This window comes from Sorangium sp. So ce726 (assembly GCF_051521405.1).
GTDB lineage: Bacteria > Myxococcota_A > Polyangia > Polyangiales > Polyangiaceae > Sorangium.
The window spans coordinates 8,028,843-8,043,211 of sequence record NZ_CP150349.1; the positions used below are offsets into that span (position 1 = coordinate 8,028,843).

The window sequence follows — 14,369 nt, forward strand, 5'->3', positions numbered from 1 at the left end:
CTCCTGGTCACTGGGCGCTCGCCTTGGCCTTCTCGTCCAGCCAGGCCACCGTCCACGCGAGCGGGCTGTTCCAGTTGATCGTGATCTCGTTCGCCGACCACGCCTCGATGTGGTCGATGTAGCACTTCTGCGGGACGCACTTCGCGCGGTCCTCCGTCGCGTCGAGCGCCTCTTTCGCCACCGGATCCTCCAGCCCGGAGTTCGGCCCACCGGAGACCGCGCCCGGCGGAGCGGAAGGGAACGACGCGTCCAGCTGGTGCGCCCAGAAGCGATGATGCGGGTTCTGGAGCGGGTTCTCGCCGTAACCGGAGACGTAGGACTTGTCCATCGGGTTGCGCCCAAGGAGGTAATCCGCGCCCGACGCCACGCCGTCGAAGTACTTTTGCTCGCCGGTGAAGTCGTGAGCGAGCGCCAGGACCAGCATGTTGTTGAGCACGAAGGAGTTGGAGCCCCAGGGATACCCTCTCTCGTCCGCCTTGAAGGGCACCCGGTACCCCTCCGCCCCGAGGGCCTCGAGGTACTTGTCGGCGACGGCGATCAGCTTGATCCGGGCCGCCTCACGCTCCGCCGCGGCATGCTGGGCCTCGACCACGGCGAGCGAGATGGCGCCCAGCCCGTCGACCTGTCCCCACGTCATGGCGCTGAACGTGCCGTCCACGCCGGCGAGCTCCTCGCTGAAGGGCGACGCCGCGAGCTCGGCCTGATACGCGGCGTCCTCCGTGGTGAGGAAGAGCTCGGCGGCCGCCCAGTAGAACTCGTCGCTCAGCTCGGCGTCCCCGTAGCCGCCGCCGCCCACGACGCCGCTCTCGTTCGGCACGACCTTCGGGTTCGCCTTCGCCGCGGTCCACGCCCGCGTCGCGGCCTCGAGGCACTGGGCCGAGAACGCGGGATCGAGCTCGCGCCAGATGCGCGCGGCCTGGGCCGCGGTGGCGGCCAGGTTGAGCGTCGCCGCCGTGCTGACCGGGCGCAGGAAGCGCGGCTGCGGATCCTCGTGCGGCGGCATCGGCAGGCCGGTCCACTCCAGGTCGTGGATCTTGTGGTGCACCATGCCCGCGTTGGCCTGGTCCTCCGGCACCTGCATCGCGAGCATGAACTCGATCTCCCACCGGGCCTCGTCGAGGAGGTCGGGGATCTGGTTCGCGTTCTCGGGGATCTTCAGCTTGCCGTCGCCGAAGTCGTCCGCCGTGGACCCGAGCGCGACGAAGCGCTCGTACTGGTTCAGCAACGTCCAGGCGGAGATACCGCCGTTGACCACGTACTTGCCGTGATCGCCGGCGTCGTACCACCCGCCGGTGACGTCGAGCGTGTACGTGCAGCCGATATCCGCGCCGCAAGGGGCCTCGTCCGGCAGGTGCCCCGCCGGGCGCGCGTGGGCAGCGCCGACATACTCCGCCAGGATCTCGATGCCAGAACGGTTGTGATAGAAGTACGCGAGCGCGTCGTACTTCATCTGAGAATAGATGGTCGGGCCCACGTCGAACGGGTGGCTCGACACCTCCCCGACACGGAGCACGTACCCCTCGCCGGGGGTGGTGAAGCCGCTGAAGTCGATGGTGTGCACGTGCTCGCCGGAGCTCGCGTCGTCGCCCACCACCCGGGTCGCCCCGCTCTCGACCACCGCGCCGCCGGCGTCGACGAGCTCCCACGCATGCGGCTTGTCGGCCGCGGCGACGACCGTGGCGACCTTGGCGGCGGCCGGCAGGTACCCGACCTGGTTGACGCGGATCAGCTCGGTGCCCGACGGCGGCACCGTCTCGATCGGCGCCTCGCCGCCCGCGCCACCCGAGCCGTCAGAAGCGCCCGTGCCGCTAGAAGCCCCCGCGCCGCCCGCGCCCCCCTCGCCGCCCGACGCCCCCGCGCCGCCCGAGGAGCTGTTGCCGTCGCCGCAGCCAAGAGCGGTGAGGCCGCCCGCGAGCGCCAGAAGAAGAGACCCTCCCAACCACAGCCAAGAACGCTCCCGACGAGCCGACTTCGCAGCCGAAAGACAAAGCATGATGCGTATCTCCAGGTAAAGTTGAAGCCGCGCGACCAGACGGCGCGCGCGGAATGTTACAGCGCCGCCACCATCAATGAAGTGGATGTCGGTGTCAAGCGCGAATGTGGGCTCCTGGCGTGGGAGCGGGCGGCGCGTCGTCGTCAGTAGTGCCAGGGATAACGGGTGAAGTCCGGACGACGCTTCTCCAGGAAAGCGTCTCGCCCCTCCTTCGCCTCCTCCGTGCCGTAGGCGAGCCGCGTCGCCTCGCCGGCGAAGAGCTGCTGTCCGACGAGCCCCTCGTCAGGCAGGTTGAAGCCGTACTTCAGCATCCGCATCGCGGTCGGGCTCTTCGAGTTGATGATCGCCCCCCACCGCAGCGCCTCCTCCTCGAGCTCCGCGTGAGGGACGACGGCGTTGACCATCCCCATCGCCGCCGCCTGCTCCGCCGTGTAATCGAGCCCGAGGAAGAAGATCTCCCGCGCCTTCTTCTGCCCGACCTGCCGCGCGAGCAGCGCCGAGCCATACCCGCTGTCGAAGCTCGCGACGTCCGGGTCCGTCTGCTTGAACATCGCGTGCTCGCGGCTCGCCAGCGTCATGTCGCAGACCACGTGGAGGCTGTGGCCGCCGCCCGCCGCCCAGCCGGGCACCACCGCGATGACGACCTTGGGCATGAACCGGATGAGCCGCTGCACCTCCAGGATGTGGAGCCGGCCGAGCCGCGCCGGGTCGGCCTGCCCCGCGCTCTCGCCCTCGTATTTGTATCCGTCCTTCCCGCGGATGCGCTGATCGCCGCCGGAGCAGAACGCCCAGCCGCCGTCCTTCGGCGAAGGCCCGTTGCCGGTGATCAGCACACAACCCACGTCCGAGGTCGTGCGCGCGTGCTCAAGCGCGGTGTACAGCTCATCGACGGTGCGGGGACGAAACGCGTTGCGGACCTCAGGTCGGTTGAACGCGATGCGGACGGTGCCCTGGTCCACGGCGCGGTGATAGGTGAGATCCTCGAACGAGAACCCATCGACCTCACGCCAGCGCGCCGGGTTGAAAATCGCAGAGACGGTCATGGTCCACTCCTTTGGGGCGCGGACCGTACTCGCCTCATCGTGGGCTGGCAACCTCGGCGACATGACAGTGGGGACATCCGAGCGCGCGCGTGTTCGCCAGACCCGGGCGTCCCTGCTGGCGCAGCCGGCCCTGCACGCCCGCTAGCGAGCCTCCCGATACCCTTGACACATAAGCCGTTCTCGTGGACAAGCAGGCTTCGACGCGCGGTGAGGTCGACGTCGCGCCGCCTGGAAATTGCGCGTTCGCGCACTGGCCAGGCGGCGCGGGCGGCACTCGCCGGCGTTCGGACAGGAGAATCGCTGATTGCGGGCGGCCTCGACGACGGGCGCGCATCTGCCTGCCCGCGCGGGAGACGACATGGGCTTGAGCTACGAACGACTTTTCCAGGTCTCGTCAGGACTCCTGGCCACCGCGGACGCGCGTGGCTACTTCCGTGATCTGAGCGCTGCCTGGGAGCAGACCCTCGGCTGGTCCCTCGACGAGCTCAGGGCCAGGCCATACATCGAGCTCGTCCACCCCGACGACCGCGAGGCCATGCTCGCCGAGGCCACCGCCCTCTTCCAGGGTCGTGCGAACGGCCGGTTCGACAATCGTTATGTGTGCAAGGACGGCTCGTACCGGTGGCTCGGCTGGACCGCCCGAGTGGACATGGACGAAGCGCCCTCCGAACGCCTCATGGTCGCCACGGCGCTCGACCTGACGAGCGACCGGGAGCGGACGGCGCAGCTCACGCAGGCGACGGAGCTGACCACGGTCTACGAGAAGCTGTTCCGTGTGTCCGTGGGCCTGCTCGTGACCCTGGACGCAGAGGGGTACTTCCGCCACGCCAACCCGGCCTGGGAGCGCACCCTCGGCTGGTCCCCCTCGGAGATGATCGCGAAGCCGTTCATCGAGTTCGTCCATCCCGACGACCGCGAGGCCACGCTCGCCGAGGCCGCCGCGCTCTTCCAGGGCCACACGACCATCAAGTTCGACAACCGGTACGCGTGCAAGGACGGCTCCTACAAGTGGCTCGCGTGGACCGCGCACCTGGACGCGGCCGAGGAGCCATCGCGCCGCCTCGTCTATGGCACCGCCCACGACGTCACGCCTTACAGGGAGCTGCTCGACAAGCTCGAGCGGACGCTCGCGCGGCTCCGCGACACGATGCAGGCGATGTCGACGCCGCTCATGCCGATCACCGATCGCATCATGGTCATGCCCCTCGTGGGCCAGATGGACTCGGAGCGGATCGATCAGGTGATGTCGGCCGCGCTCGCCGGAGTCCAGTCCACCCAGGCTCAGGTGGTCATCCTCGACGTGACAGGGCTCAAGGAAATCGACACGCGGGTCGCCGCCGGGCTCGTCGACACAGCGAAGGCGCTGCAGCTGCTCGGCGCACGGACGATCCTGACCGGCATCCGGCCAGCGGTGGCGCAGACGCTCGTCGGGCTCTCGCTCGACCTGGCCGGCCTCCTGACCAAGAGCACGCTCCAGAGCGCCATCGCCTTTGCGTTACAAAGCGACCAGGGCGCGCCACGGGCCCTCGCCCAATAAAACGTCGGAAACGTGCCAGCGCGCAGCGGCGGAGCAGCCGACCGCGCGGGACGGATGCACGCGCCGGGGGGGCTGGTGTATAAGGCCGCGTGGCGTGTGTTCGTGTCCGTGGAGGTCGCATGTCGCTCGGCCAAGGTTCGGTCGCAGGAGCCTGCTGCGCAGCCATCGTGTTGCTCACCGCCGTGTCGGCCTGCTCGACCAGGGTGCGGAGGTTCGGAGACGACGACGCCGGAGGCGGCGGGAGCGCCTCGGCGTCGAGCGCCGGCGGCGGCTCGGCCGGGAGCGCCGGCGAGGGCAGCACGGCCTCGAGCGCCGGCGGCGGCTCAGCGTCGACCGGCGGGGGCGGGTGCGAGCCGGGCCGCCAGGAGGCCTGTTACGAGGGGTCGCCGGACACGTTGAACCGCGGACCCTGCCGCGCCGGGGTGAAGATCTGCGACGACGAAGGGAACGGGTACGGCCCGTGCGCCGGAGCGGTGGTGCCCTCGCCCGAGCGCTGCGACACCGCCGGGGACGAGGACTGCGACGGCGCGGTCAACAAGGGGTGCGCCTACGCCCGGTGCGCCGACGTCCCCCGCGGCGCGCCGAGCGGCGTGTACACCCTCGATCTGGACGGGGCCGGGGGAGATCCGGAGTTCCCCGTGGTGTGCGATCTGGAGACGGACGGTAGCGGGTGGGCGCTCGTCTACAACAGCGTCGGTTCGGCGGAGGGAGCGACGCTGTCGTTCTGGGACATCCCGTACGCAGAGCGGCTCGGCACCAAGGGCGAGCCGGCGCTCGATCGGAACTTCTACAGGGGCTCCCTCTACCTCGTCGGGCGAGAGTACCGCGACGAGATCGTGGATGTCGCGGGCACCGTCGCGGAGGTCATGCGCGCGACCGCCGAAGGCATCGACACGACCACCATGAAGTTCATCCGCCCGTCGCACCGCTCCGGGGACGCCAACGTCTACTTCTCCCAGTTCCTCTCGGGGTGGTCGTCGCGCGACCACGACGGTGACACTGCCCCGGATAATAACTGCGCGGTCGAATCCCTGAATGTCACGCAGCACTACGCGCAGTGCTGGGAATACAACCTCGGCGCGGACGCGGACGTGCCGCAGGACGACGGCGGCTGGGGTCCCCACCTCGGCACGCACATCGCGGAGCGGGTCGGGCTTGCGAACGACAATACGCGGTATACCCGGGTGCGGCGAATCTCTCGCTGGACACGGTGGTGAGCCGGGCCCTCAGGCGTACCTCGCGCGTACCTCCGCGGATTTCGTGACAATTTCCGAGAGGCTCGGGTATGCTCGCCCGGCCATGCGCTTCTATGCACTGACTTTGCTGACGCTCTTCGCGAGCCTCTGCCTGGCGAGCTGCTGGAACAGCGGCGCCTGCGTGGAGGGAGACGCGTGCGAGTGCTCCAATGGGGATGAGTGTTACCTCGGCTGCGACGGTGACTATTGCGACCAGCGCTGCTTCCAGATGGATCGCTGCGGCGCCGTCTGCGAGCACGGGTGCTCGTTCGAGTGCTTCGATGTCGACGAGTGCTCGGCCTCCTGCGGGGACGACTGCGACCTCAACTGCCATAACACGGCGGCGTGCGGGGCCATCTGCGATCGCGACTGCCGGTACGAGTGTCACGACACGAGCCGGTGCGGCGTCATCGTCGGCTCGAGCAGCGTCGTGACCTGCCGGAACGTGGCGACCTGCGAGGTCGAGTGCCGGGGCTCATGCCAGGTGTTCTGCGACAACGTGGGCGGCGAGTGCCGCGTCACCTGCCCCGGCGGCGAGGCTGCGGTCATGTGCCCGGACGGCTCGCGCTCGTGCGGCGGATGCTGAGGAGACCGAGACCGATGCAGAGAGCGATGACTTCGCAGCTTCGCGCGCCGCGCCTCCTGGCCGCCGCGCTCTCGTTCGCGGCGCTGACGATCGGGTGGGCCGAGGTCGGCGAGGCGCAGATGACGATCAAGCGCCCCGGCGATCGCCCCGACTACAAGGTCGAGCTGGAGCCGCACCTCCTCATCACGCCGTTCGAGCCGCTCGGCGGCCCCGGCGCCGGGAACGGCCTCGGGGCCGGGTTCCGCGCCACCATCGACATCGCGCCCGACGGCTTCATCAAGCGCATCAACGACTCGGTCGGGATCGGCTTTGGCCTTGACGGCATCCACTACGGCGGGAACGCGGACTACCGCGGCGAGTGCACCCGCTTCGAGAATGGGCCCGCGGGCACGCGTATCTGCACCGAGGTCGACCGGTACGGGGCGCCGTCGAACTACGTGTTCGGCTCGGTCGTGATGCAGTGGAACTTCTGGCTCCACCGGAAGTGGTCGGTCTTCGGCGAGCCCGGGCTGTCGCTGTATCTCGGCGACGTGGGCCGCGACGGGGTCCTCGGGGTCTCACCGGCCCTTTTCGTCGGCGGGCGCTTCCACTTCACGGAGAACGTGACGCTCACGATGCGCCTCGGATACCCCGCGTTCTCGCTGGGCGTCTCGTTCCTCCTGTGAATTTCGCGCGCTCGCGGACACCCGCGTCGCGCGCTCCCGCGCCCCTCCCGCCCGTAGAGCGCCTCCTCACCGCTTCCCCGCGACGCCGGCCGACCTGATATCCTGCGCCGCATGCCGGAGACGCCGCGATCCGAAGAGACGCTCGGCTCGGCCTTGGTCGAGGACGTCACGGTCCCGAGGCTCGGCGCGCCGGCCGCGCAGCCCATGGAGGAGCTCTCGAGCTCGGCGCTCACCGAGGACATCGAGGCGATCGAGGCGGCGGCGGCCGGGAGCACGGGCGCCGACCCGCTGATCGGGAGCCTGATCTCGGGGCGCTACCGCGTCCACGAGCTCATCGGGGAGGGCGGGATGGGCGCCGTCTACCGCGGCGAGCAGGTGCACCTCCGCAAGCAGGTCGCGATCAAGCTGCTCCGTCCCCTCGCCCGGCGGATGCCGGAGCTCGTGGCGCGGTTCGAGCGCGAGGCCGTCGCGGGAGCGCACATCCGGCACCCGAACGTCGTCGCCGCCATCGATTTCGGTCAGCTGGACGACGCGTCGTTCTTCCTCGTCCTCGAGTACGTCGAGGGCACGCCGCTCAAGGAAGCGATCGCGGGGGGGCGGCTCCCGCCCGCGCGGGCGCTCCGCATCGCGCGTCAGATCGCGTCGGCGCTCGCGGCGGCGCACGAGAAGGGCATCGTCCACCGCGACGTGAAGCCCCAGAACGTCCTGCTCGACGCGCACGATCAGGTCAGGCTCATCGATTTCGGGCTCGCGAAGGTGAACGTCGATCTCCTGTCCAGCCAGAGCCGCAAGACGGCGACGCCGAGCCCCGCCCTGACCAGCGCCGGCGAGGTCTTCGGCACGCTCGCGTACCTCGCGCCGGAGGCGCTGCGCGGGATGGACGCGGTGGACGCGCGCGCGGATCTGTATGCGCTCGGGCTCGTGCTCTACGAGATGCTCACCGGTCAGCACCCCTTCAACACGAAGAACGTGGTGGAGCGGCTCAAGCAGCAGGGGCCGGATGGTCCGCCGGCCCTCCGAGCGCGCGCGCCGGATCTGGAGGTGCCCTACGAGGTCCAGCAGGCCGTGATGCGGCTCATGGAACACGATCCGTCGTTCCGCTTCCAGACGGCGGCCGACGCCATCGCGGCGCTCGATGAGGGGCTCGCGGCGATCGCGCGCGCCGCGGCGCCGGCGGCGGGCGGGATCGCTGCGGCTGGGCAGGCCCCGTCCGGAGGGACCACCGCGGCGAGCGGGGCCGCCGTGGCGGGAGCAACCACCGCTGCGGGCGCGAGCACCGCGGCGAGCGCGAGCACCGCTGCGGGCGCGAGCACCGCGGCGAGCCAGGCCACGGCGAGCGGTGCCACCGCGGCGGGCGGGACCGCCGAGCAGGCTGCGAAGGCGGCGCCCAGGGCTCAGGCGCCGTCTGCCTGGCCGGGGCCCCGGAAAACCTTGCTCGCGCGCGCGCACGGCCGGCCCACGGCCTCGCCGGGCTGGGTGCCCCTCGCGGCGGCGCTCTCGGCCCTGGCAGCGCTCGCGATCGGCGTCGCGCTCTGGCTCGTCGTCCGGCGGCCCGCGGCGACCACGGAGGCGCCCGCGGTCGCCTCCGTCGAGCCCCCGGCGCCGGCAGCGCCGCCCCCTCCCGCGTCAGCGAGCGCGGCGCCCGAGGACGACGCCCGCGGCGCCCCGACCCCGCGCTCGCAGCTCAGCCGGGCGGTGGCGACCAGGAACTGGGTGCTCGGGGCGCGGTCGCTGCTGGCCCTCGCGGAGGCCGATCCGGAGCTCGCCCTGAGCAGGGGCCTGCGCGAAGAGGTGCTCTCCACCGTGGCGGGCATCGGGTTCGAGGAGGACAATCCGGCGGCGGACGAGGTCTTCGACCTGCTCACGAACCGGCTCGGCAGCGGCGGGCTGGACGTGCTGCTCGACCTGGTGCGCGCGCGCGGAGGCACCAAGGCGGCCCGGCGCGCCAGCGAGATCCTGGCCCGGCCCGACGTGATGGCGCGCGCGACCCCCGCGCTCCGCGTCCTCTTCGCGTTCCGCAGGGCCAGCTGCGGCGGCAAGCGGGCGCTCTTCGGCCGCGCCGCGGCCGAGGGGGACGAGCGCATGCTCTTCGAGCTCCAGGTGCTGCACGGCGCGCGGTGCAGGCGGACCGATCCGTGCTGCTTCCGCGACGACAAGGCGATCGCCGACGCCATTCAGCAGCTGAAGACGCGCCTCGGGACGTGACCGGCGCGCGCGGCGCGCCTCCAGTCATCCGGGCCCCGCCCCGCCGAGGCGCCTCTCAGAGCAGGCCGCAGCCCTCGTAGAGCGGCAGGAGATCGCTGTCGCGCACCTCGCTCCGGATCGTCTCCGAGTAGCTCGGCCCGAGCAGTGACCCCAGGAGCGGCCCGACCAGCGGCAGCGTGTGGCACGTCTGGTTGCCGGAGAAGTCCTCCAGGCAGGTCAGATCGCAGAGCCCAAGGAAGGCGATACCGCACGTCGGCACGTGCCCACAGAGCCGCTCCAGCGAGAGGAGGCTGAGATCGAGCGGGCAGCTCAGCGAGAGCGCCGAGACCTGCCCGGTGAGATCGGGATCGATGCAGGCATACCCGGCGATGGTCCCGGAGAGGAACGCGTTCCCGTACATCGTGGCGTCGCGGACGACGAACTCCGTGTAGGGCTCCTCGTTCAAGGGGCCATCGAGGGCCGGGTGGCTGCCCTGCAGCAAGATATCCACATGCTCGCCGGTGCCGTTCAGGTGCTGGAAGATGCACGCCGAGACCCAGCGCTGCTCCGAGGGGGTCAGAGCACGCTCGGTCCATGCCGGCGCGAACCCGAAGGAGCCGTTGAACTCACGGCCGTCCGGACCGTAGACGACCTGGTCAGAGGACAGCGCGCAGCGCACGGTGTAGTCGAGCACGCTCTGTCCGCCGGAGGTGCCGAGCAGCGCCGTCGGGGCCACGACCTTGTTGGCGCCGGCGAGCGCGCGCTGGCCGAGCGCGCGAAACGCCGTGCGGTTCGCCGGCGCCCAGAAGTCTCTGGGGAGCAGGCCGTTACATCCGATGGGCACCACAGTGCGCCGTATGGGCAGCTCCGCCGTCTCGACCGGGTCGGTGTCGGACGGGGCGTCGGGGTCGGTGTCCAGCGGAGCGGCGCATCCCGCCGTGAACACACCGGCGCCAAGAAGCCCAACCGCGATGAAACGGGTCGATAACATTCAGCTCTCCTCCGAGGTGGTCGCGCAGCCAGGCACGGGCCAGGATCAGACATCGACCAGCAATATCGATCTTCCTTAAATTGGCAGTCTCCCATCTTCCAGGATGGCGCGCAATGCTGAAAATCGGTACACGGCGGTTGTGTGAAGCTGGTGTGTGAAGCGGTTGTGTAAAACTAGGGGGCAGCCCGAGCACGACACAGAACAAACCCTATCGCGACAGGGTCGCATCAGTCCGGCACGGGTGGATGAGCGTCCGGAGCCCGCGACCTCTCCTCCAGCGCGCGCTCCAGCTCGACGAAGCGGGACAGCCACAAGGGGCTCTCCCCGCGGCGCTCCCGCGCGCTCGCGAGGGCCTCCTCCGCTTCACGCAGGTGTCCGCGACGGAGCGCCATGCGAGCACGCCAGTAGAGCAACATCAGCATCTGCTCGGCGATCGACTGGTCTTTCGCCAGCCGGATCGCTTCCCCCCACGCGAGGGAGGACGGAGGTGCCGGCCGGAGCCCGACCTCGGAGAGCACGAGCTCGAGCAAGCTGTAGTCCGTGAGGTCGCCCGGCTCGAGGGCGCAGGATCGCTGGATCCACAGGGCGACCTGGCTGGCCTGCTCGTACTCGTCGAGCGCGAGGTGGATGTGCGCGAGCATCATCGCCGTCTGAGGCATCGGGCGCTCGGAGGCCTGCTCTTCCAGCCACCGGGCGCGCCGCAGGAGCGCGAGCGCCTCGCGCTGCCTGTCGCTCCAGTGGAGCAGCACGGCGACGTTGTACGACGCCATCTTCTCCAGCCACGGATTGCCGATCTCGCGCGCGAGATCCACGGCGCGGCGCAGGTCGCCGACCGCGCCCGGCAGAGACCACCGCCAGACCCACAGCGCGATGCGGTTGATGTACGCCCCGCAGAGGTGAAATCGATCGCCGGCCGCCGTGACCAGGGCGATCAGGTCCTCGGAGGCGCGCTCGGCCTCGTCGCGGCGACCTGCGCTCGCGAGCTGGAACGACAGCATGATCAGGGCAGGGACACGCGCGTCGTAGTCTCCCGACGCCGCCGCGCGATCGGCGCACGCGGTGAGCTCCGCGATGGCCTCCTCGATCCTCCCCCGCCGCCACGAGGTGCGGGCGTCGGCGACCCGGAGGCGCAGCGCGAGCTCGGGCGAGCCCTGCGCGCGCGCGTCGACGAGCGGCCGCGCCTCCTCCACCCGCCGCGCCGACGCCTCGAACTCGAAGGCCCAGTCGAGCACGGTCGCGTCCTCGAGCAGGAGGCCCGCCCTCGCCTGCGCGTCGCCGAGCGCCTCGGCCAGCGCGAGCGCGTCGCCGAAATCGCTGCGCGCCTCCCGGACGCGGCACATCCGGTACCGGCTCCTGCCGCGGCCCGCGAGCGCGCGCGCGCGCCGGGGCGCGTCGCCTGGCTCGGCGCTCTGAAGCGCGGCGTCGTAGCGCCGGTCCGCCTCGACGGCGTCGTGCCGCGCCGACGCGAGATCGCCGAGCGCGAGGTAGGCGTCGGCCGCCTCGGCGCGCTCGCCGCACACGGCCGCGTGGCGCGCGAGCGCGCGGAGGCCGTCGGTCGATCCGGCCGCCACCTGCGCCCGCCAGTACGCGAGGGCGCTCCGGTGGATCGCGGCGCGGTGCGCCGGGTCGAGCATCTCGTAGACCGCCTCCTGGAGGACCGCGTTCTGGAACGCGTGCCGGTCGTCCACGCTGCCGCCGCGGCCCTCTCCGTCGCGCAGCAGGATCCGCCGCTCGACGAGGGCCGCGAGCCCGAAGCCCGCGTCGACCATCGCCCCGGCGCCGCCCGCGCGCTCCAGGCCGTCCAGCACCGCCTCGAGCTCGGCGCGATCGAACGACATGCCGAGCGCCGAGCAGACCCGGGCGCAGGTCGCGAGCTCCGGCGGCAGATCGTCGAGCTTCTGCGCCGCGAGCCATTGCCACGCCGGCGCGGGCGGCAGCGCCTCGACCTCCGCGGTCGCCACGTACGAGCCGCCGCCGGCGCGCCGGCGCACGACGCCCGCGCGCTTGAGCGAGCGGACGATCTGCCGCAGGCAATCCGGGTTGCCCCCCGCCCAGTCGGCCAGCCGGCGGAGGATCTCCGCCGGCGGGTACTCGGCCGGCAAGAGCAGGCGCGACGCAAGATCCATCGCCGCCTCCTCCGCCAGGGGCGCGAGCGTCACGCGGGTGTGGCGCTGGTTGCGCTGGCCCCAGCTGGGGCGGGCCTGATCGAGGCGAGGGCGCGCGGTCACGACCACCCAGAGGGGGGTGCCCTCGCCGTCGAGCGTGGCGTACTCGAGCGCGTCGAGCAGCACGTCGTCCGCCTGGTCGGCGTCGTCGAGGATCACCGCCAGGGGGCCGCGGCGCGCCCCGCGGCGGAGCGCCTCGGCGAGCGCCAGCATCAGGCCGTGGCGGTCCTCCCCGGACAGGCGCCCCCCGCGGGGCCCGGCCCAGCCGAGCGCCGCGGCGACGGCCTCCCACGTCGCGCCGCCGAGCGACTCGCCGAGCCGCTCCACGCAGAACCGCCGCGGGTCGGCGGGGCTCTCCCTCGGCGCGTCGAGCGCGACGGAGAGGAGCGCGCGCACGGCCTGCGCGGCGCCGCCGTGGATGGGATGGAGCGCGCGCACGGCCACCACGCGCGCGTCCGGGACCGGCACGCCGGCGATGCTCGCCGCCTCGGCCGCGAGGCGCGTCTTGCCGAGACCGGCGTCGCCGATGAGCGTGAACAGGCCGGGACACGTCCCGTCGAAGGCGTCGGTCGCGCTGGTCGCGAGCGCCGAGAGCACGTCGTCGCGGCCGAGCAACGCCGGCTCGCGCAGGCTCTCCGGGTCGCCCGGCGGCGTGGGGACGACCTCGTCGTCGGGCAGCGCGCGCTCGAACTCTTCGGTCATCGCGAGGCTGCCCCAGGGCTCGGCCGGCAACCACGACTCGGGGCGCTCGATCGGCGCGCCATAGGCGGCGTGCAGCCCGCCGGCGATCCTGCGCAGGCGCACGCTGGCGAGGTGGAGCGCCACCCGCGCGCCGCTGCTCAGCACGAGGTCGCGCGCCGCGGCCAGCGCGGCGCGGGCTGGATCGTCGACGTCCCTCGCGGAGAACACGGCGAGGCAGCGCTGCCCCCGCTGCCGCGCGACGAACCCCCGGCGGCCGCCGACCGCCGCGATCACCGGCCCCGCGCTGCCCTCCGCGAAGAGCAGCGCGACCGGCTGCCGCCCCTCGGCGACGGCCGCCGCGGCGCCGTCGTCCTGCCGCTGCGATCGCGGCGCGGACGGGGGCGGGATCGAGTCGGCGCGAGGCCGCGCGCGCAGGGCGTGCAGGGTGCGCCGGAGCGCGGAGGCGCTGTCCGGGCGGCGGCTCGGGTCCTTGGCGAGGCAGGCGAGCGTCAGCGCCTCCAGCCCCTCGGGGACGTCCACGAAATCGCTCGGGCGCGGCGGGCGCAGCGCCAGGTGGCCGTGCTCGACGGCCGTCTCGCCGCCGACGAACGGCGGGCGCAGGGTGAGCAGCTCGAACAGGATCACGCCGAACGCATAGATGTCCGCGCGCGCGTCGATCCGCGCGGCGTCGCCCCGGAGCTGCTCCGGAGCCATGTACTCCGGCGTCCCCACGATGTCGCCGGCGCGCGTCACGCCGGCGGACACCACCGGCGGCTCGCCTTCGGAGGCGGGCCTTGCCAGGCCAAAATCGAGCAGCACTGCGCGCCCGCTCGAGCCGAGGAGGAAGAGGTTCTCCGGCTTGAGATCGCGATGGATGACGCCGCGCGCGTGCGCCGCCTCGATCACGGCGAGGATCGCGTCCGCGCGCCCGGCGGCGCGGTCCGGATCGAGCGGCGCGCGCAGCGCCGCCAGCTCCTCGGCGAGGGTCTGGCCGAAGAGCCGCTCCATCACGAGATAGGGCCGCCCCCCGGGGAGCTCGCCGCAAGCGACCAGCTGCGGGACGTGCGGCACGCCGACGCGCTCGAGCAGCGCGGCCTCCCGCCGGAACCGCTCGCCCAGGTTCCACGCCGCGTGCTTCCCCACCTTGATGGCGACCGGCGCTCCATCGCAGTCCTGCTGCGCGGCCCAGACGTCGGAGAAGCCGCCATGACCGAGCGGCCCGAGCAGCGAGAAGCCCTCTATCACGGGCGCCGCCCGCTCCACGGTGTCACGCTCGACGGGCGGCGGGA

9 protein-coding genes are annotated in these 14,369 nt (G+C 72.0%); 5 read left to right on the top strand and 4 right to left on the bottom strand.

Features of this window, described 5'->3' with window-relative positions:
• Positions 1-7 precede the first annotated feature (7 nt).
• Positions 8-1,939 (bottom strand): glycoside hydrolase family 9 protein, encoded by a 1,932-nt coding sequence (locus WME79_RS29775; protein WP_437521720.1) that lies wholly within the window; start codon positions 1,937-1,939, stop codon positions 8-10.
• A 197-nt stretch (positions 1,940-2,136) separates the two neighbouring features.
• The gene (locus WME79_RS29780) at positions 2,137-3,036 is read right to left on the bottom strand and encodes a 1,4-dihydroxy-2-naphthoyl-CoA synthase (RefSeq protein WP_012237941.1); all 900 of its coding nucleotides are present in this window, start codon (positions 3,034-3,036) and stop codon (positions 2,137-2,139) included.
• Between the two features lie 358 nt (positions 3,037-3,394).
• Here WME79_RS29780 and WME79_RS29785 point away from each other — a divergent pair, with 358 nt between their 5' ends.
• From WME79_RS29785 to WME79_RS29805, 5 genes are all read left to right on the top strand, one after another.
• Positions 3,395-4,573 carry a PAS domain-containing protein gene (locus WME79_RS29785; RefSeq protein ID WP_437521723.1) on the top strand — a complete coding sequence of 393 codons (1,179 nt, stop codon included), beginning with the start codon at positions 3,395-3,397 and terminating at the stop codon, positions 4,571-4,573.
• A 119-nt stretch (positions 4,574-4,692) separates the two neighbouring features.
• Complete coding sequence (locus WME79_RS29790; RefSeq protein ID WP_437521725.1) at positions 4,693-5,790, top strand: fibrinogen-like YCDxxxxGGGW domain-containing protein; 1,098 nt, start codon at positions 4,693-4,695, stop codon at positions 5,788-5,790.
• Positions 5,791-5,872: 82 nt separating this feature from the next.
• Positions 5,873-6,394, top strand: a complete 522-nt coding sequence (locus WME79_RS29795; protein WP_437521727.1) for a hypothetical protein — start codon at positions 5,873-5,875, stop codon at positions 6,392-6,394.
• A 26-nt stretch (positions 6,395-6,420) separates the two neighbouring features.
• Positions 6,421-7,059, top strand: a complete 639-nt coding sequence (locus tag WME79_RS29800; protein WP_437521728.1) for a hypothetical protein — start codon at positions 6,421-6,423, stop codon at positions 7,057-7,059.
• Between the two features lie 111 nt (positions 7,060-7,170).
• Positions 7,171-9,264 carry a protein kinase domain-containing protein gene (locus WME79_RS29805; RefSeq protein ID WP_437521730.1) on the top strand — a complete coding sequence of 698 codons (2,094 nt, stop codon included), beginning with the start codon at positions 7,171-7,173 and terminating at the stop codon, positions 9,262-9,264.
• 55 nt (positions 9,265-9,319) lie between these two features.
• On the opposite strand, the gene WME79_RS29810 is transcribed toward WME79_RS29805, so the two are convergent.
• Both WME79_RS29810 and WME79_RS29815 read right to left on the bottom strand, forming a co-directional pair.
• Entirely contained in the window at positions 9,320-10,234 is a 915-nt protein-coding gene (locus WME79_RS29810; RefSeq protein WP_437521732.1) for a hypothetical protein, read from the bottom strand.
• Positions 10,235-10,461: 227 nt separating this feature from the next.
• Positions 10,462-14,325, bottom strand: coding sequence for a serine/threonine-protein kinase (locus WME79_RS29815; RefSeq protein ID WP_437521734.1), 3,864 nt, complete (start codon positions 14,323-14,325; stop codon positions 10,462-10,464).
• Between the last annotated feature and the right edge of the window lie 44 nt (positions 14,326-14,369).